Source organism: Bacillus sp. MYb78, from assembly GCF_002975115.1.
In the GTDB taxonomy this organism is placed as follows: Bacteria; Bacillota; Bacilli; order Bacillales; family Bacillaceae_G; genus Bacillus_A; species Bacillus_A cereus.
In genome coordinates, this window is sequence record NZ_PCOB01000009.1 from 21,729 (window position 1) to 40,069 (window position 18,341).

Here is an 18,341-nt window from a genome sequence, read left to right on the forward strand (position 1 = left end):
ACTCCTTCTTAATAGAACTATAAAATAATAAAGTGTAACTTTAATCAGCTCTCATCAATTGGACATTTACAAGCAGCCCAACTCCCACCTAACTTCTTTGCCCCAGCCAAATTTTGAGATGGGAGTTTTACTGCCCACAATAGCGAGAGAAATCCTTTTAGCTTTAAAATGAATCTCTCACTTCCATATTCTATTGATTCTTCTTTTCATTCCCTTGCTGGTGGCCTCTATTTTCTTGTTGAGACCCCCTACCATTATTCCCTTGCTCGTTTCCGTCATTTTCTTTCTGGGATCCTCTTCCATTGTTCCCTTGCTGATTCCCATTATTTCCTTGTTGAGATTCTCTTCCGTTGTTCCCTTGCTGATTCCCATTATTTCCTTGTTGAGGATCTCTTCCATTGTTCCCTTGCCCATTTCCATTATTCCCTTGTTGTGACCCTCTTCCGTTGTTCCCTTGCTCGTTCCCATTATTTCCTTGTTGTGATCCTCTTCCGTTGTTCCCTTGCTCGTTCCCATTATTCCCTTGTTGTGATCCTCTTCCGTTGTTCCCTTGCCCATTTCCATTATTCCCTTGTTGTGATCCTCTTCCGTTGTTCCCTTGCCCATTTCCATTATTCCCTTGTTGTGATCCTCTTCCGTTGTTCCCTTGCCCATTTCCATTATTCCCTTGTTGTGATCCTCTTCCGTTGTTCCCTTGCCCATTTCCATTATTCCCTTGTTGTGATCCTCTTCCATTGTTCCCTTGCTGATTCCCATTATTTCCTTGTTGAGATTCTCTACTTTTATTCTCCTGTTGATTCCCTCTATTTTCTTGCTGAGATCCTCTTCCATTGTTTTCTTTTATTTGCTTCGATGGCTGTTCCTCTGTTTTCTTTTGTTCTTTCTGCTCTTGCTTTTCATATTTTTTTTCTTTTACAGGAGACAAATCCAGTGATGCATCATGAGATGACTCCGGCTGTGATTGCACCTCTTCTTCGTTTTCCACCGGATTAGACGGCGTGGCAGGAGGAGTAAGCGATTTGTTCTTCTCATTCTCTTGCTTTATATAAACACCTGTGCCAATTCCAGCTTTTCTAGCATTCTCTCGTACTTGCATCGTGCTACTTTGATATTCAACTGTAATATGTTTTAGCTCATATTCTTTCTTTAATTCTTTCATTGCCTTTTCCAAAAGTGGTTCTAGTGCCTTGTCCTTTGCAACTGCTGTTAGCATAACTTGCTTATCATTCGTTAAATACTTATCCTCTTGACTTTGCTTTATAATAGTACGTATTACTTCTTGTAATTGTTTATTTTCCCATTGCTTCAATTCTTTTAAAATACGCCTTCCATCATCATTACAAGCCTGTAAATCTATAACACGAAAATCCTTCGTTACGCTCACCTCTAAACTTGGATTTATATCAACTGAGACGTAAGCAAATACTTTTTCTTCTGGTTGGTTGTAGAAAAACAGCACTGCAAATAGAAAACAAGCAACAAGTATTGATGCAGGTTTTAAAAAGGAAGGGATCGAAAAATGCGATGCTTTTTTTTCTTGCTCATCAAATGAGATTTCCTCCCCGATCATGCAAGAATCCCCTTTTCTTTTACACGTAATAAACTCTCCATTTGGTGTTAAAACAACTACGCTATGCTTTTTTATATCCATCACAATTCCTTTATTCATCATGCTTTTCCCCTCTTATGTAATCCAGAATATATGTATAGTTGTTTGCAAAAATAATACACATTGCAATAATGTATTTTCTATGTCGTTCCAACGTTTTACGACTTACCCTAACACGCGGTTCAATATGTTTAAGCGGTAACTTTTTCTTTCGGAACAGCTCTTCCATCATTTCCTCTTCTTTTATAATAATTTTTACAATTTCTATTAAGTGCTCACGCGTATCACGATGCTTAGGAGATTCTTTAGCAAGCTCTGAGAATGTGATTTTAAACTCAGCTAGCACACTTTGAAAATGAAGAATTTCCTCCTTACGGTTACTATTTTCCATCTCTTTCATATACTCCGTAAGCGACACTTGCATTTCTAACATTTCCTCTTGCTCATCTTCTTTTAAAAAGACAAAGTTATGTTTAGACTCCTTACGTATATAGTCAATTACATCTCTTTTTATAAGAAGATCAGCAAACGCTAAAAAGGATTTTCCTTTTGTATAGGAATACTGTTCAATTGCTTCGTTAAACGCAAACAATCCAATGCTATATTCATCATCCTGTTCTGTAATATATCGGCGGCAGACAGATGAGATTGATTTTCTAATAAAAGGCTGATACTGTACGATAAACGCTTCTTTATCTTCTTCGTTGTTTTGTATGTTACATACGATATCTTCTATTTTCGGTTTTCTTAAGATCTTCATTACTAAACTCAACACTTGTAATCTCCCAGCCTCCTTCAAATAGCAAAATGGCCACTACACAAGTGACCATTTAACCAGATTTTCTTGGTACTTTTCTTCGGTCTTGTTTTCTTGCTGTTAGTTATATTTTTAGAGTCTAACGTTTTCTTAATGATTTTTCCTTTTCTCTCGGCACTACAGTTAAGTTTGTATTTTTATCTACTTTCTTATTTTCTACCGTTCGTTTTGCTTATTCTCTTTCTATTTTATCTGCAATCCTTGAATAACTCTCCTCTATATAATTGGTAATTTCATCCTTTTACTTTGGATGCCCACTTAATCTAGTAATTTTATTAATGCTTCTATATTCTTTCATAGTCATTTTTCTTCTATTTATTTTCTTCACTATACATATTCGGAGGAATACATAGTTTTATGGGGGTCAAAAAATATTTTCATAAAAAAATACATATTTATTTCAAAAATAAAAACCATCAATTTGAAAAAAGATAATCAAATTGATGGTTTTCTTATAATATCTATTAAATTAAGTTGGATTCTCATTATATCTAAAAAAGTACTAGCTATCCTCTTCTGATTTTCTCCATTTTTATCTTTCTTGGTTATCATAATATGTCTTATCTGCGTATTTTCTATCATTTCCTTTTAGATAAGCTAAAATTACTTTTGGATTTTTAAGTAAAGTCCAGTCTCCATATGTATCAAATCTTCTGCATGAAGTTATCATTCCATTTTTAATAGTACCGAATTTCTTATTATTTTTCTTTCCCCACTCTTTTAAACGTTTAGCGAAATCTGCATCTTCTGCCATAAGCATGTTTTCATTAAATCCGTTGATTGCCATAAAATCTTTTCTATAGCACCAAAAAATCCCTACAGATATAGCTCCGTACTTAAAAAGTAAGGGGATTATGATTAACATTGCGGAGAGAAATATTCCTAAAGATATTCTTTCAAACTTACCATTCACCCCACCACCAATGTATGTACCTGAAGCTAAATATTTATCTACATTAAACAACATAGACTCTGTCATTATGGTATCAGCGTCTATAGTAACGATTATTTCTCCACTAGCTATTTTAGCCCCTGCATTTCGAATTTTAGATAAGTTTTTATCGTTATTTTTCAATGTAACACAATTATAAGATTTTGCTATTTCCTCTGTTTTATCTGTACAACGATTTAAAACAACTATAACTTCCGTTTGCTCTTTATATGCCTCTGATGCCTTTGCAATTGAATCTAAACATTTTCTAATGTACTTTTCTTCATTATGCGCAGGAATTATAATAGAAAACTTCACATCTTTTTTCAAATTAACTCCTGAAGATTCGTTTGTCTCAGTCATAATATTCCCCCCTTATTTTATAAGGTAAATATCTACTATACATAAATTATATTAATATTTATTAGGTTATATTATAGAAACTGACGGTAAAGAGGCTCTTACTGTCGACGTTCAAAAGCAAGACGTACAGCAAGCCCCGTTAAAACACTTGCCATAAGCCAACGCTGTACTCGTAGCCACGTCGGGCGTGTGCCAAACCATTTTGCAATTCTACTTGCTGTACATACAATTACAAGGTTAACTATAAAGCTAACAGTGATTTGCGTAAGCCCCAAAACTGCACCTTGAAAAAGCAACGATCCCTTCTCTGGATCTTCAAATTGAGGTAGAAGTGATACATACAAAATAGCAATCTTTGGATTCAGAAGATTCGTCATGAGTCCCATCAGAAATAATTTCCTTGGTGGCTCATTAGAAATCATACGAGGTTCCATAATAGATGTAGCACCCGGTTTAATCGAATTCCAGGCGAGCCAGAGCAAGTAAGCAGCACCTGCCCACTTTACTGCTTCATATACAGCGGGAACAGCAACGAATAGAACTGTAAGTCCAAACATAGTTGCGATTATATAGATTACAAATCCGAGCATGATGCCCAATAAAGAAATAAATCCCGCCATACGTCCTTGCGTAATGGAACGGGAAATGAGGTAAATCATATTAGGCCCAGGTGAACAAACCATGCTAAGCGAGACAATTGCAAAAGCTACCAATGTACTCAAGCTGACCATAAACCTTCCCCCTTTATTTTACATAAAATTTCCTATTGTACATTTTATCATAATTGAGGAGAGAAAAGATTAATATAAAACGATGCAGCTAAGTAATAGTATCGGATCGAATGTATTGTAATCACATACTTCTCATTCTCTTAAGTAAGGATCTAAGAGTACCCTGTCCATAGAGCTACTAAAACCACTACAAATAAAGCTAAACAACATGTGATATTTCGAATCCACTTTTGTATATCACCAAAATACCTTTCTATATATAGCGTTGATAGTAAGCATAAGAAATAAAACAAAGAAAGGCAGCGAGGCATAGGTCCATTTTTATCTTCATGGCTGGAATTATACCCCTTACCAAACTTCTAAATAAAATGTATAGCTGAGTAGTTACCTTATTTCCCCAAAAAAATTCTGATTATTTCTTTTTCACTTCTTCTACAAATTCCCATGTCTCTCCGTTATCTTTTGATTGATAAAGTGCACTACTATCGCCATTGTAGTCTCCATCTGCCCCTTGTCCAACTAACATATTAAAAACCCCATCTTTCTCATATGGCATACTAGGTGAATCAAAAGGACTTATTGTGGACTGTGTATGATCTAATTTCACTTCATGCGGCGGATATTCTACCTTTTTGAAAGATACTCCCCCATCATCTGTGCGATATAACTCTCCTTCATTACCAGAAGGCCTAATTGCTCCTAAAAACCCAAGTTTATCATTTATAAAAGTGATTCCTGATACACTACCAATCCCCCCATTAAATGGATCTGGATTGATAACCTCCCATGTTTTCCCTTCATCACTAGTCTTGCTTAATGAATAAAAGGCGCTCCCTAATGCTTTATCTGTCATATTTAGTTGATAACCAACTTCTTTCGATAGGAAAAACTGTTCTTTTTCATTCTTTAAATCTTGTTGTTTCTTCTCTTTAAGCATATCTTCTTTTGGAGGCGTCTTTGATTTACTCCAACTTGCGTCACTTATTAAATTATATCTAGCAGGGACTAGCTCTTGCTCTTTTCCAGGGACAAATATAGATACAGTATATCCAATGATATCAGAAGCTGCTTTTTTAAGACTCTGCCCCTTACCATCCTCAGTAATATTAATAATTCCCTCTGTATTGGATCCCCAATTTCTTTTTCCATAATAAATCAACCCATACTTACTTTCATTCCATTTTCTAACCGTTTGCTTAACTGGAATCGCCTTAACCGTTTCAATTAAAGGTTCTACTAATTTATCATCATTATAATCAGGCTTTGCGTATCCGTCTCGTATTATAGTAATATCTTCTGACTTCTTCTTATTATAAGAGATTAAATAAGTTTCTTCTTTCCCATCATCATTTTTCCCATAAACAAATGTATCAAACGCTGTGATTGTTCCATCTGAATGAAATGTAAGATCAAAATCAGTTGCCATATACAATTTCTTTGGCAAAGGATATTTTTTATTTATATCTTCAAAAATACCTTCTACTCCAGACTTATATATATTATTATGTTTAAGTTTAACTGACCTTTCATGTTTTAACTTTTCTATAAACCATGCCAATTTACCATTGTAATTTATTGCACTTTTATAAATCTGCATCCCATAAAATGATGTAATTGCAACAATAATGATAATAGAAATGGATCTCCATGCTATTGAATTTGTTAATTTTTTAGATTCATATTCTCTATTTTTTATCACCCGCATTGTAGTAAATGTAGTTATGGATATAAAAAGTACTATACATAATAACAAAATGTAAATATTATAATTCATTCTTCCGTACTTACAGTATAAGGCCAACTCATAACAAAAAATCCCATATACAATTATTAGTATTGGATTTGTTACTAATGACAGAAGTATCCTTTTTGTATTTTCTCTAAATATAGAAACCACCCCTAATTACATGAATTACTGATATTAAGTATACTTTATTGTAAAGTAACAAAAAAGCTATTTAATCTTGCCGCAAAAAATACAATAGACATCTTTCTATTAAAGCCGTTTACAAATCTAGTTGTTTCATAGACAATGGATTTTTGAGTGAATACTAAAGTTGCTTCATTTATATGAATTACAAATCCAAGCATGATGCTCAATAAAAAAAATAAATCCTGCCATACGCCCCTACGTAATGGAATGAGAAATAAGATAAATCAAAATAGGCTCACCATACTAAGTGAAACAAGCGCAAAAGCTAGCAAAGTACTCAGGCTCACCATAAACCTTCCTTCTTTATCTTACATAAAATTTCCTATTGTACATTTTATCCTGATTGGGGAGAGAAAAAATTAATATAAACCGATGCAACTAAGTAATAGTATCGAATCGAATGTAGTGTAATCACATATTTCTCATTCTCTTAGGTAAGGACTAAAAATAACCTATCCATAGAGCTACTAAAACCACTACGAATAAAGCAAAGCAACATGTAATATTTCGAATCCACTTTTGTATATCATCAAAATACTTTTCTATAAATGCAGTGTAAATAGAAAGCATAAGAAGTAGCACAATGAAAGTAAAAGATCCCAATTTATCGTTAAATTTTTCATTAGTAAATGTACTTACATGAAGGAATAGAAAAACAAACGTTACTATGAATAGCTCAAATAATATTTTTTTATTCAATCCGCCACCACCTTACAGGAATTCCCTTTTATTCCATTTTATCAGAACATACTGTGTAGCAGTATATGAATATTATATTCATTTCAAAAAGGCCAACAATACAAGATCGTTAGCCTCTAATTTCCATATTCGCACCTTTTATCACTTTACTTCCTAACAACCGGAATCCACATTTCACCAAATACTAAGCCATTTCTCTGCCCCATCTCAACCGTTGTATTCGGTCCACCAACATAGGCAAAATCCTTTGCTTCTGGTAAAGCTTGACCGAAGGCGATGCCAGTAAGCTTATTACTTAGCTCTTCAGCCGTTTGGTCTTCCCCTTTCACTACTAAGTATTCTCCCCTCGGAAACTGAATCACTCTAGATTCTTCTTCTATTTGTGCTTCTGTCATGACACCCGCATAATACATCATTTTGTTATTCACCGCTTCGCTCACGGAAAAAATGTATTCATTTGTAGCTAAAGCTTTTAAAGTGTCCAGCCTTCCATCTTCTTTAACAGCCGACCAAAAGTCTTCCTTTTCTTTATTTATTCCAGCAAAGTCTGTGTATTCACTCTTAATTTCAGTTCCAATACCTAACACTATAAAGCTATCTTTTTCTTCTATAGTATAATTTTTCATGTTCAAAACCTGCCTCTTTTTTTATTAATCAAACGATTTATCTTTTCATCTGATACGTTTATAATACCTTTAAACCATGTCAAAAAATGATACTGTTTAGGAGACTAAAATGAAAAAAGTTGAACGGATTAATACAATTATGCGGTATATCAACAACCGCTCTCACTTTACAATTTCTGAAATTATACAAGAATTTAACATATCACGGTCGACAGCTATTAGAGACATTAGAGAAATTGAAGCTATGGGAATGCCACTTGTCACTGAAGTTGGGAGGACTGGGGGATATTTTGTTATGCACAACTCTATCCTGCCCGTTGTTCGCTTTACTGATAATGAAGTGAAAGCTCTTTTTATTGCCTTTATGGCTACGAGGAATCAACAACTTCCCTACCTAAAGAGTCGTCAATCTTTAGCCGAAAAACTACTAGGACTCATCTCAGAAACCCAGCAAGATGATCTCGTTCTTTTAAATCAACTCTTGCTTTTCCAAGGGACTAACCCTCATAATCCCGATCTACTTGAGCTTTCTGATCTCCCCCATCCTATGTTAGAAAAACTCATTCAAATCCTTCTTTTGGATAACCATTTATTGATTACTATGAAAGAAGATGAAGAAATCAAGTCTTATCCAATTTATCTATTGCACCTTTATCAAGAAAAAAGCCATTGGATCATTGAAGGATTTGACTTAAAAAAAGAAAAGAAGATGATGTTTCCTGTCGATGATCTCATTAATATTGAACCATACACGACGAACAAAAGGCTAAATAAGAAAAAGATTTTAGAAAAACTAAGTAAGAAGGACGAAATAATCAACTTGGTACTTGAACTTGGACCAAAAGCAATTGCCCAGTTCAAAAAATACCATCCTTTAAAAATTTCAATATCTTATACTAATCCTTACCAATCTACAGCCATTTTAAAAACTTTTATCAATGTTAACAATCCCGATGAAGTGACGGAAATAATAAATTGGCTGCTTTTTCTAGGGAAGGATATTAAAATCAAAGAAATACCCGATGAAGTATTAGCAGATTTACAAAAACGAGTGTGCTTATACATTCCATAAGCAGTGAGCCTCAAATATTAAGCTTTATCACTGGATAATTATCCTATTTTTAAATACCATTTCATTTACTACAATGAGAGCATGATAAATAATAAAAGCACGGAAAATCTCCCGTGCTTTTCTAAATATATATTATTCCTGAAGGTTTCGTTTATCACGTTTCTTACCCTAACTGACGTTTAAATGCTTTACTGGCGAAAAAGTAAGAGATGACCATTATACCTACGCACCAAGCGAGCGCAATCCAAATATCGTTTCCAACAGTTCCTTCATATAAAAGAGCACGAATCGCATTCACGATTGAAGTTACAGGCTGATTCTCTGCAAACGCACGAACAATTTTTGGCATCGTTTCGGTAGGCACAAAGGCCGAACTAATAAATGGAAGAAAAACTAGCGGGTACGAGTAAGCAGTCGCCCCTTCCATAGACCTCGCTTTCAATCCTGGAATGATAGCTAGCCATGTTAGCGCCAGCGTAAACATCCCAAGTATCCCAGCCACCGCGAGCCAATCTAGAATATTAGCACTGGAACGGAAACCCATTAAGAGTGCAACAAGAATAACCACCACGATAGTAAGTACATTAGCAACCAGAGAGGTTAGAACGTGAGCCCACAATATCGATGAGCGCTTAATAGGCATCGTAATGAAACGTGCCATCAGCCCACTCTTTACATCCGTAAAGAGTCGCACGGAAGTGTAAGCTACACCGGATGCGATAGCCATTAGCAAAATTCCCGGCAATAAATAATTAACGTAGTTTTCCGTTCCAGTTTTTATTGCGCCGCCAAACACGTAGACAAATAATAGCATCATCATAATCGGTGTAATCGCTACTGTAATAATTGTATCCGGACTGCGCATAATGTTACGCATTAAACGACCTAGTAATACACCTGTTTTACTTTTCATTTACATCTCCTCCTTTTTGCCAATGATCGCAAGGAATATTTCTTCCAATGTCGGTTGCTTCTCGATATACTCCACTTTTGCTGGCGGGAACATCTCTTTTAGTTCAGCAAGAGTACCTGTCGTAATAATTTTTCCGCCATGCAAAATAGCGATACGGTCTGCCAGTTGTTCTGCTTCCTCCAAGTACTGAGTCGTAAGCAAAATAGTTGTACCGCTACCAGCAAGTTCCTTGACTGTATCCCACACTTCGATTCGCGCTTCAGGATCAAGTCCAGTCGTTGGTTCGTCAAGAAAAATAACTGCTGGCGCCCCAATCAAACTCATCGCGATATCAAGCCGGCGCTTCATCCCGCCTGAATACTGATCTGCCCTTTGGTTTGCCGCATCAGTCAGGCTAAATCTTGCAAGTAGATTGTCAGCAACTTGAGCGGGATTGGAAACACCACGTAATTTGGCGATCATTATCAAGTTTTCCCTCCCTGTCAGCATACCGTCTAAAGCTGCGAACTGCCCTGTCAAACTGATACTTTGACGAACATGGTCTGGTTGACGCTGTACATCAAATCCGCAAATACTTACTTCACCGCTATCTTGCTTCATTAGCGTCGAAAGGATGTTAACCGTTGTCGTCTTTCCAGCTCCATTTGAGCCTAGCAGCGCGAAAATTTCTCCACGCTGCACCTCAAAATCTACCCCTTTTAAAACTTCCTTGTCTTTAAAGGATTTTTTCAAGCCTTTTACAGAAATCGCTGCATGACTCATACTTTTTTCCTCCCTATAAAAATGTTTTGCGAAGACTATTTATTTACCTCTATCTATTTAGTATCACTGATATTCTGTATTACTTAGTACCAAGTTAAAAATATAACTGAATAGCTATGATGGCAATTCATATGTGTAACCAGCTAATCAGTCGGTACTACTTATTCCATTTATTTTTTTCTCAATTTCTTCATAATACTTTCATTCAAATCTTCACGATACTTGGAGACGTAAGTTTTAGCATTTGCCACTAGTTCGTCAGCAAAGGAAGCCACGTCATCCCCAGTAATGTCAAGCACTTGTCTTCCTTCCGCTGCACCCGCTTCGAACAAATCGATTAATTCATACTGTATGTGTAACATATCCATCCCGTTACCCGCTGAAAAATTCCACATGTAGTTTTGAATTTTCTTAAATACAAATTGGTAGTCCTCTGGCAGAGCCTCAACTCGTGCCATCATCATTTTGTACTCTTTTTTATCACCAATTAACTTTTTGAACATTTCTAACATCTTATTTTCCTCCTTTTTTATAAAACCGAACAAGAAATTCTCAAAATATCGGCCGGAACATTTTATCTTATGAACCTATTTTGACTTCAAGACGTTAATTTTTGACGATACAAAATCCCATTTTTTCCAAAACAATTCAAGCTCCTGGCGGCCTTCTTCATTTAATGAATAAAACTTACGAGGCGGTCCCATATCTGATGGTTTCTTTTCAATATTCACAAGCTTTTTCTTCTCTAATCGTACGAGGATGGTATACACCGTACCTTCCACAACTTCGGTAAACCCAAGATCATTCAGGTGGCGGGTAATCTCATAGCCATACGTTTCACGGCGACTAATGATTTCCAGTACACACCCTTCCAGTGAACCTTTCAGCATTTCAGTTAAATTTTCCATGTCCTGATCCTCCTTTACCCCCTATTCTGTCTGACTTATATTCAGTATCACAGAGTACTAAGGCGAATTTTTTACTGAACAGTTTTTGTGAATCCAAACTATTCAGTATCACTTATTACATCTACATTGTATGACTAAGTAGTTATGGATGTCAACTGATTTTTAAATTTTTTCTAAAATCCGCTATTACCTATTGTCTACTGAAAATATTTTGAGAAGCAACACTACTCAGTATTGCTTATTACAAGTACATCGTATGACTAAGTAGTGATGGATGTCAACTCGATTTTTAATATTTTTTCTAAAATCAACTATTACCTATTCGATACAGCCTATTTTCTTTTTTTATTTTGCCCCATACCTATCCCACTAAGAAAAGAAAATACCCCAAAACAAAAATTCTACATTTTTATTTTGGGGCGCTATACTATACCAAAGTTAATGAATATGGCTAGCTCTTCTTATTAATAAGACAGATCATTTTTTATTACGATAACATCATAGCCATATCTTCTGCTGCATTTGTAATTAGTTTTAAACCAAATGTTTCTTGTAATACATCAAGCACGCCAGGTGAAATAAATTCAGGAGCCTTTGGACCGATGCGAATATCTTGAATCCCAAGACTAAATAGCCCTAGTAAAATGGCAACCGCTTTTTGTTCAAACCATGATAGTACAATACTTACTGGCAATTCATTCACTTCACATTGAAAAGCATCAGCTAAAGCAGCCGCTATTTTCACTGTAGAAATTGAATTATTGCACTGTCCTAAATCAATGTAACGCGGAATTTCCGTACCAGGTACAACACCGTAATCCACATCATTAAAGCGGAATTTCCCGCAAGAAGTTGTTAAAATAACCGTTTCTGGCGGAAGTGACGTTGCTAATTCACGATAATATTCTCCGCCTTTTCCCGGTGCATCACAACCGGCGATAACAAAGAAACGCTTTATCTTCCCCTCTTTTACTGCATCAATAATTTCTGGAGCTAATGATAATACTGTATTATGATGAAACCCTGTCACTAACTGTTCATCCGACTCCATATGTACTTCTGGAAGTTCTAGTGCTTTTTGAATCAATGGTGTAAAATCATCATTTTCAATTTTTTGTACACCTTCTAAACCTGCAATGTCATATGAAAAGAATCGATCAGAGTACGAGCCTTTAATTGGCATAACACAGTTCGTTGTAGCTAATATGGCACCAGTAAATTTTTCAAAAAGGCGTCTTTGATCATACCATGCCTTACCGATGTTTCCTTTTAAATGTTTATATTTTTTCAGCTGCGGGTATCCGTGTGCTGGTAGCATTTCAGAATGCGTATAAATATTAATGTCTTTTCCTTCTGTTTGCTTTAATAGTTCTTCTAATGCAAATAAATTATGGCCCGTAACTACAATTGCTTTACCTTCTACACGATTTTGTGTAATTTGTACAGGCTCTGGCACACCAAAATGATTCGTATGTGCCTCATCCAATAACTCCATCACCCGTAAAGCTGATTTCCCAACTTTCATAGCCATATCAATATGCTCTTGTTCGTTAAAGTTAGAATTTGTTAATGTCATATATAAAGCTTCTTGTGTTGTAGCATCTACAAATGCATCCGTATACCCTAGCTGAGCAGCATGTGTGCGATAAGCTGCAATTCCTTTTAGCCCAAACACAATCGTATCTTGTAAACTCGCAATCGTTTCATTCTTGCCACAAACACCCATTACTTTACATCCGCCTGTTGGCGTTTGTTCACATTGATAACAAAACATATCATCCCACCCTCTCCCAATCATTCATTACACCTTAAGCATAATACCCATTGAAAAAAAGTGATGTGATATCAATCACAATAATATATAAAGATTTGTGACAGTTCATATTGTTGACATAATACTTTTATTGACATCCAAAAAATATACATTAGTGTGCACACATCTTTCGATACTTTTAAATAGCTAAATAATTAATTTGGAGAAATATATACAACGAAAAAATTTTTTTGAATCCCTTATACAAATAATTGCAATTCATCTCATATGAAAATAGCGTATTTTTTATTTTAAGGAACTATCATTTTTTTATTAAAGCCTTCATTGTAAACCTCTTTATTTACAATACATTTACACTATCTTAACATTACTTACATTATTTATATGATATATTTATATAGAAGCTACTTAAGAAATTTCATATACATTTTATCTTTATGATCTCTAATCTAATCAATAAAAAGATCATGTTATATTTTTATAACAGGGGTGAATTACGATGACTGAAACTTTAAAAACACTTATAATGCTTGATGCTACTTACGTTGTTATTGCAATTATGACAGTACTAGTATTTGTATACTTGGAATTAAAATCTCAGTAATATACGCTGACGTAATCGACAGATTCAGCATTTAAATATAGTTAGAAGAAAGAGAGGAGAAAATTATTTCTCCTTTCTTTTGTATTTCTACAATTTCTTATTTTAATAAATCCAATGTATGTAAAAGTAATCCCTTGTCTCCTACTTCTCCATGACCAGGTACTACCGAATTTATATTTCCATATCGCTTCAGCACATTCTCAATCGATGTAGACCATTCATTTACATACGCATCCGCAACATTTCCTAAATCTTTAGCTTCCGCAGATTTTACTAAACAGCCTCCAGCTAAAATTTGATATTGTGGCAACCAAACAACAATATTATCTTCTGTATGTCCTTTCCCTGGATAGAACGTTTCTACTTTTGTATTGCCAAACTTCAAACTCGTAATTGTTTGTAAATCTCCAAGCGGCTCTTCATATCCACTGTTCTTTGCTAGTTCTGCGGTTAATGCTGTACTATGCGCTTTAATGCCTCTTTCTTTCAACGCTGTTATTCCGCCAATTCGATCAGCGTGCGCATGTGTAATAATGACATCTGTTACGCGCTTCTGAAATTTCTTTTCTACCATTTCTATTAGTTCCTTCGTTAATTTGTTATCCCAAGAAGAATCAACAAGTACTAACCCTTTAGAAGTATTAAGAACTAGACCGTTCGAAGGAACTGCTTCTCCATTAAAATAACCTAACTCCGTATGAACCCATACATTCTTGTTTAACTGAGATATTGAAATGGTTCCCGTCTCATTTTTGATTACTATTTGCTCTACCTTTTGTGATGCTTGTGCAGAAGAAATCGTGCTAACAAATTGAGTTGTTCCTAGTAAACTTACACATAATCCTACTTTTAACAACGTATTCTTTTTCATGTTATCAACCCTTTCTTTCAAGCTAAATAGTTATTACCTATATTAGACAATTCATCTCAAATGTTTGTTCCATCTTCATTTGCATACTTTTATGTAATTAACAAAAAAGCGTACAAAATTTTGTACGCTTTAAAACTTAATCTTCCATTCCATAATTCTCAAACTCTTCCTCATTCCCATAAAATACATTCAAATCAATATACTTTTCTTTTCCATTATAACCGCTTAATCTCCCGCGGTTCGTGTATTGCCAAAACGTCCATTTTCTCTCATCAGATAAACTCGGTTTTGTAAGAACACTACGAATCCATATATCACATTTTGGATACGCATCCTTTATATATAAATCATACGCCTCTTGCGTTGCATACAATATTACTTTCTTATCGTAATGTTTTTCTAGCATTTCAATCATGACCGCCAACTCTTTCGTAACATCTTCACGCTTAGGCGGATTATCTTTTTTGTTAGCGTAAAACTCAACATCAATCACGGGTGGCAGTGCTTGTTTATATTTTGGAACAGTTCGTATAAATTGCTCTGCTTGTGTTTCACCCTTACTATCGAAACTAAAAAAATGATACGCTCCGATGCGCATATCTGTCTTATTCGCATTCCTCCAATTTTTCGAAAAGTACTCATCCACAAACGAACTTCCTTCAGTCGCCTTTATAAACGCAAACTTCATATTTTGCTTTTCCAACTCTCTCCAATCTATATCCCCTTGATACGACGCAACATCTGCACCTTTTATTTCATACTTATCCGCACTTATTTGATTCGGAATGAATATACCCTGAAAAACTAAGTAAGCGACAACACTCATTACACTAATTAAGGTAAAGATTCCTCCTATAAAAAGCTTCCTTTTCACTCGTATCCCCCTTCTTTACACATTAATATTCCACTTACCATTCACGTTTTTTATTTATCCTCATTTTTTCTTCAAATGCCTTCTCCAAATCAATTTCTAACTTATTTGCTAAATCACATACATTCCAAATGACATCAAACATTTCTAAACCAATCTCTCTTTTCGAATCTTGTATTTTATCACGCTTTAATATAACTTCTGCTAATTCACCTAATTCCGCCATCGTATATATCGTACGCTCTTCAATTGTTGTATCTTGAAATCCTTTTTCTTTACTGAAATTTGATACATACCTCTGAAACTCCACAATATTCATACTTAATCTCCCCTCATTACCAATACTCCATTTTTCTATTACACTTAAAACCAAAATTATATTTTGTTAAATTATAACATTCGGACTATAATTTATTTATAGCCCATTAACGGAGGTGTTTGCAATGACTCTCTTCGCTTCACCAACATTATTTATAGTAGTAATTATTTCATTTGCACTAGCTTATTTCATCGGAGTAAAGCAGTACACTTGGCTCTTATCAGGATTCAACGAACGCCGCGTACCTGATAAAGTGAAACTATCAAAAATAGTAGGTCTTTATAATTTAATTGCTGGTGTCATTGCGACAATCGGCAGTGTCTTCACTACGCCTAATGTCACAATCGTTATTCCTATCACTCTAATTGGACACTTTATAATCGCGGCTTATGTAAATACACGCATGGTGCAGTGAAAAAGATTACCCAAATGGATGATCTTTTTTATAATTTATCAACATATTGCTTCGCTTCTAGTAAGGAAAAACCAAAAGCTTCTCTTACTCTCTTAACTGCTGTAATTTTTTTGCCTTCTTCTACAAGCTGGCGTAGTTCTTTATTAATTTCAGGTTCTCTTTCTATAATTCCCATTTCTTTCGTAATTAATTGTAATCTATCTTCAATTCTCTTTAAACGCGCATCATTTTTCTTTTCAATTGTAGTTAATTTTTCAGCGATATAAATGAAACCAAAGGCTACTATCAGTATAACCATCCAGAATTCCATGAATGTTCCCCCTTACTAACTTTCATTTGCTTTATCCCACTAACTTATGTAAATTTTACCACATTAAACATTTAATGTATAATATCACTATATCAAACTGTTAATAAAACCTATTATTTTAGGGGGACACTTTATGAAAAGATTTTTAAATACGTTACTTCAATTTGTAGTTCTTTCAATCGTGCTACATTTGTTATTTGATATAGTTGGTTGGCTTGTTTTCAATGCACCAATTAAAAACAAACAAACAAATCATCATTTCTTTAATAACAATCTCATGGGTTATGTACATGTACCGAGACAAATTTTTTCAAAAGTTCACTTCAAACTAACTAAAAAAGAAAACACTTCATTGGTGAATGACGAAGTGTTTTCTTTTTTTTACTACTGTATAATAAAAATACTACTCTGTCTTTAAAGAAAGGAGTCACCATGAACTTAAAAAGTAGCAATATATACGAGAAAATGAACCAATATTCCGTTGCAGGTTTAAGCCTCGCTGTTATATGTAATGGCAAACTAGATGAAGCGACTGCCTTTGGAACACTTGAAGCTGGAACAACTAGAGCTGTTACTACAAATTCTCTCTTTAATTCTTGTTCTATCAGCAAATTCATCACTACAATGCTCGTACTAATGTTATCAGATCAAGAAATCTTGCATTTAGACGAAGACGTAAATGATAAACTCACATCTTGGAACATTCCTACTAATCTATTTACTTCACAAAAAAGCATCACTTTGAGAAACTTATTAAGCCATCAATCTGGACTCATTGATCCACCTAATAGTTTTGAACATTATACACCTGCAAAAGGCTTACCTAATATGTCTGAGCTCCTTTCCGGTAAAACACTATATTGCCCCGTACCTATAGAGGTAACTTATAAACCAGAAAGTGAATTTCACTACTCAGACGCAAACTTTTGTATAATCGAACTACTACTAGAAGATATTACAGGAAGATCATTTAGTCAGTTATTAGAAGAACACATCTTCCATCCATTACAAATGAAAAATAGTACACTTTTTTCTCCAAAAGACATAGATAAAACCGATGTTTTTGCTTGCGGACATAATAAAGATAGAACTGTAACAAATGAGAAGTATCCATTTTATCCATTCGCAGCTGCTTCAGGTATTTGGACAACACCAACTGACTTATCAGCTTTAGTTATTGAAATCATTCATTCCTTACAAGGAAAGGGCAAACTAAAACTTTCTCAAAAATTAGTAATAGACATGATTTCTCCTCAAGGTTGCTCAAAATGGACTGGATTAGGTGTTTTTCTAGATGATTCTAATGAAGAATTACAGATTTATTCACTCGGATGGGGCGTTGGATTTCAATGTATGATGGTTTGTTATCCATACTGCGGGAATGGTGCTGTTATTATGACCAATTCCGATTTAGGTGTTCATCAAATGGAAGGGATCATTGGTGAGGTTGTAAAAACGTTATCCTTATAATGAAAATAAAAAAGCTGTTCCTTCCAGCTTCTTTATCTATATAACATTTTTCGCAACAATTTTTATATGTTCTGGTGCGATAATCTCCGTTATACTTTCTTGGAAATCTTCCCGCAACATTTCTTCCAAATGTTCTAACTGCACTTCAACATGAGTGCATTCTAAATTATGTATATTTAACAGTGCATAATGATCTTTCTTCTTAATTACTAAATATTGATTTTCCTCTGTCACAAGTACAGAACCTAATCGGACTCCTAGTAAGCGTTGATCATCAAACTTCATAATTACTTCTCCTTTCTGCTTTAAAAATGTAATGACTACAAAAACCAATTTAAGGAAA

General features: G+C 34.7%; 20 protein-coding genes and 2 pseudogenes. 4 read left to right on the forward strand and 18 right to left on the reverse strand.

The window, feature by feature from the left end:
* Positions 1-190 precede the first annotated feature (190 nt).
* From CQ064_RS17910 to CQ064_RS17950, 8 genes and pseudogenes are all read right to left on the reverse strand, one after another.
* Complete coding sequence (locus CQ064_RS17910) at positions 191-1,672, reverse strand: anti-sigma factor domain-containing protein (RefSeq protein WP_105559680.1); 1,482 nt, start codon at positions 1,670-1,672, stop codon at positions 191-193.
* Complete coding sequence (gene sigI, locus CQ064_RS17915) at positions 1,662-2,384, reverse strand: RNA polymerase sigma factor SigI (protein ID WP_002082432.1); 723 nt, start codon at positions 2,382-2,384, stop codon at positions 1,662-1,664. The genes CQ064_RS17910 and sigI overlap by 11 nt, the downstream gene beginning before the upstream one ends.
* A 574-nt stretch (positions 2,385-2,958) precedes the next feature.
* Positions 2,959-3,720, reverse strand: coding sequence for a glycosyltransferase family 2 protein (locus tag CQ064_RS17920; RefSeq protein ID WP_000141007.1), 762 nt, complete (start codon positions 3,718-3,720; stop codon positions 2,959-2,961).
* A 98-nt stretch (positions 3,721-3,818) separates the two neighbouring features.
* Positions 3,819-4,451, reverse strand: coding sequence for a LysE family translocator (locus CQ064_RS17925; RefSeq protein ID WP_000254113.1), 633 nt, complete (start codon positions 4,449-4,451; stop codon positions 3,819-3,821).
* A 152-nt stretch (positions 4,452-4,603) separates the two neighbouring features.
* Positions 4,604-4,757, reverse strand: a pseudogene (locus CQ064_RS17930) (DUF3963 domain-containing protein); the annotation flags it as partial.
* A gap of 106 nt (positions 4,758-4,863) precedes the next feature.
* Positions 4,864-6,348 (reverse strand): WD40/YVTN/BNR-like repeat-containing protein, encoded by a 1,485-nt coding sequence (locus CQ064_RS17935; protein ID WP_080546067.1) that lies wholly within the window; start codon positions 6,346-6,348, stop codon positions 4,864-4,866.
* Positions 6,349-6,825: 477 nt separating this feature from the next.
* Entirely contained in the window at positions 6,826-7,083 is a 258-nt protein-coding gene (locus CQ064_RS17945) for a DUF3963 domain-containing protein (protein ID WP_001035058.1), read from the reverse strand.
* A 146-nt stretch (positions 7,084-7,229) separates the two neighbouring features.
* On the reverse strand, positions 7,230-7,709 hold the full coding sequence (locus tag CQ064_RS17950; protein ID WP_000801042.1) for a GyrI-like domain-containing protein: 480 nt from the start codon (positions 7,707-7,709) through the stop codon (positions 7,230-7,232).
* 109 nt (positions 7,710-7,818) lie between these two features.
* Here CQ064_RS17950 and CQ064_RS17955 point away from each other — a divergent pair, with 109 nt between their 5' ends.
* A complete protein-coding gene (locus CQ064_RS17955) occupies positions 7,819-8,781 on the forward strand; it encodes a helix-turn-helix transcriptional regulator (protein ID WP_000755025.1) in 963 nt (320 codons plus the stop codon).
* A gap of 163 nt (positions 8,782-8,944) precedes the next feature.
* On the opposite strand, the gene CQ064_RS17960 is transcribed toward CQ064_RS17955, so the two are convergent.
* From CQ064_RS17960 to CQ064_RS18000, 8 genes are all read right to left on the reverse strand, one after another.
* Positions 8,945-9,694 carry an ABC transporter permease gene (locus tag CQ064_RS17960; RefSeq protein ID WP_000837816.1) on the reverse strand — a complete coding sequence of 250 codons (750 nt, stop codon included), beginning with the start codon at positions 9,692-9,694 and terminating at the stop codon, positions 8,945-8,947.
* Entirely contained in the window at positions 9,695-10,456 is a 762-nt protein-coding gene (locus CQ064_RS17965; RefSeq protein WP_000017471.1) for an ABC transporter ATP-binding protein, read from the reverse strand.
* A 170-nt stretch (positions 10,457-10,626) separates the two neighbouring features.
* Entirely contained in the window at positions 10,627-10,968 is a 342-nt protein-coding gene (locus CQ064_RS17970) for a DUF1048 domain-containing protein (protein WP_000891986.1), read from the reverse strand.
* A gap of 75 nt (positions 10,969-11,043) precedes the next feature.
* Positions 11,044-11,364 (reverse strand): PadR family transcriptional regulator, encoded by a 321-nt coding sequence (locus CQ064_RS17975; protein WP_000429488.1) that lies wholly within the window; start codon positions 11,362-11,364, stop codon positions 11,044-11,046.
* Positions 11,365-11,851: 487 nt separating this feature from the next.
* Positions 11,852-13,138, reverse strand: coding sequence for a hydroxylamine reductase (gene hcp / locus CQ064_RS17980; protein ID WP_002094103.1), 1,287 nt, complete (start codon positions 13,136-13,138; stop codon positions 11,852-11,854).
* 701 nt (positions 13,139-13,839) lie between these two features.
* Entirely contained in the window at positions 13,840-14,613 is a 774-nt protein-coding gene (bla2, locus tag CQ064_RS17990) for a BcII family subclass B1 metallo-beta-lactamase (protein WP_000742481.1), read from the reverse strand.
* Positions 14,614-14,749: 136 nt separating this feature from the next.
* A complete protein-coding gene (locus CQ064_RS17995; RefSeq protein ID WP_000823593.1) occupies positions 14,750-15,487 on the reverse strand; it encodes a glycoside hydrolase family 25 protein in 738 nt (245 codons plus the stop codon).
* 34 nt (positions 15,488-15,521) lie between these two features.
* Positions 15,522-15,803 carry a MazG nucleotide pyrophosphohydrolase domain-containing protein gene (locus tag CQ064_RS18000; protein WP_001028130.1) on the reverse strand — a complete coding sequence of 94 codons (282 nt, stop codon included), beginning with the start codon at positions 15,801-15,803 and terminating at the stop codon, positions 15,522-15,524.
* A 124-nt stretch (positions 15,804-15,927) separates the two neighbouring features.
* On the opposite strand from CQ064_RS18000, the gene CQ064_RS18005 reads away from it, so the two are divergent.
* Positions 15,928-16,218 carry a DUF3784 domain-containing protein gene (locus tag CQ064_RS18005; RefSeq protein WP_000171776.1) on the forward strand — a complete coding sequence of 97 codons (291 nt, stop codon included), beginning with the start codon at positions 15,928-15,930 and terminating at the stop codon, positions 16,216-16,218.
* A gap of 28 nt (positions 16,219-16,246) precedes the next feature.
* Here CQ064_RS18005 and CQ064_RS18010 read toward each other — a convergent pair whose 3' ends face one another.
* A complete protein-coding gene (locus CQ064_RS18010; protein WP_000397721.1) occupies positions 16,247-16,528 on the reverse strand; it encodes a hypothetical protein in 282 nt (93 codons plus the stop codon).
* Between the two features lie 133 nt (positions 16,529-16,661).
* On the opposite strand from CQ064_RS18010, the pseudogene CQ064_RS18015 reads away from it, so the two are divergent.
* Positions 16,662-16,860: pseudogene (locus tag CQ064_RS18015) on the forward strand (hypothetical protein).
* A 100-nt stretch (positions 16,861-16,960) separates the two neighbouring features.
* The gene (locus CQ064_RS18020; RefSeq protein WP_001050185.1) at positions 16,961-17,998 is read left to right on the forward strand and encodes a serine hydrolase domain-containing protein; all 1,038 of its coding nucleotides are present in this window, start codon (positions 16,961-16,963) and stop codon (positions 17,996-17,998) included.
* 36 nt (positions 17,999-18,034) lie between these two features.
* Here the strand turns inward: CQ064_RS18020 and CQ064_RS18025 are convergent, their stop codons facing one another.
* Positions 18,035-18,283, reverse strand: coding sequence for a hypothetical protein (locus tag CQ064_RS18025; RefSeq protein ID WP_000666948.1), 249 nt, complete (start codon positions 18,281-18,283; stop codon positions 18,035-18,037).
* Positions 18,284-18,341: the final 58 nt, after the last annotated feature.

What these genes read in the sequence shown, in the direction of transcription:
- hcp (WP_002094103.1), bottom strand. Translation starts at nt 13,138, where the DNA reads ATGTTTTGTTATCAATGTGAACAAACGCCAACAGGCGGATGTAAAGTA.
- CQ064_RS18010 (WP_000397721.1), bottom strand. Translation starts at nt 16,528, where the DNA reads ATGGAATTCTGGATGGTTATACTGATAGTAGCCTTTGGTTTCATTTAT.
- CQ064_RS18020 (WP_001050185.1), top strand. Translation starts at nt 16,961, where the DNA reads ATGAACTTAAAAAGTAGCAATATATACGAGAAAATGAACCAATATTCC.
- CQ064_RS17975 (WP_000429488.1), bottom strand. Translation starts at nt 11,364, where the DNA reads ATGGAAAATTTAACTGAAATGCTGAAAGGTTCACTGGAAGGGTGTGTA.
- CQ064_RS17950 (WP_000801042.1), bottom strand. Translation starts at nt 7,709, where the DNA reads ATGAAAAATTATACTATAGAAGAAAAAGATAGCTTTATAGTGTTAGGT.
- CQ064_RS18005 (WP_000171776.1), top strand. Translation starts at nt 15,928, where the DNA reads ATGACTCTCTTCGCTTCACCAACATTATTTATAGTAGTAATTATTTCA.
- CQ064_RS17965 (WP_000017471.1), bottom strand. Translation starts at nt 10,456, where the DNA reads ATGAGTCATGCAGCGATTTCTGTAAAAGGCTTGAAAAAATCCTTTAAA.
- CQ064_RS18025 (WP_000666948.1), bottom strand. Translation starts at nt 18,283, where the DNA reads ATGAAGTTTGATGATCAACGCTTACTAGGAGTCCGATTAGGTTCTGTA.
- CQ064_RS17920 (WP_000141007.1), bottom strand. Translation starts at nt 3,720, where the DNA reads ATGACTGAGACAAACGAATCTTCAGGAGTTAATTTGAAAAAAGATGTG.
- CQ064_RS17925 (WP_000254113.1), bottom strand. Translation starts at nt 4,451, where the DNA reads ATGGTCAGCTTGAGTACATTGGTAGCTTTTGCAATTGTCTCGCTTAGC.
- CQ064_RS17970 (WP_000891986.1), bottom strand. Translation starts at nt 10,968, where the DNA reads ATGTTAGAAATGTTCAAAAAGTTAATTGGTGATAAAAAAGAGTACAAA.
- bla2 (WP_000742481.1), bottom strand. Translation starts at nt 14,613, where the DNA reads ATGAAAAAGAATACGTTGTTAAAAGTAGGATTATGTGTAAGTTTACTA.
- CQ064_RS17955 (WP_000755025.1), top strand. Translation starts at nt 7,819, where the DNA reads ATGAAAAAAGTTGAACGGATTAATACAATTATGCGGTATATCAACAAC.
- CQ064_RS17960 (WP_000837816.1), bottom strand. Translation starts at nt 9,694, where the DNA reads ATGAAAAGTAAAACAGGTGTATTACTAGGTCGTTTAATGCGTAACATT.
- CQ064_RS18000 (WP_001028130.1), bottom strand. Translation starts at nt 15,803, where the DNA reads ATGAATATTGTGGAGTTTCAGAGGTATGTATCAAATTTCAGTAAAGAA.
- CQ064_RS17910 (WP_105559680.1), bottom strand. Translation starts at nt 1,672, where the DNA reads ATGATGAATAAAGGAATTGTGATGGATATAAAAAAGCATAGCGTAGTT.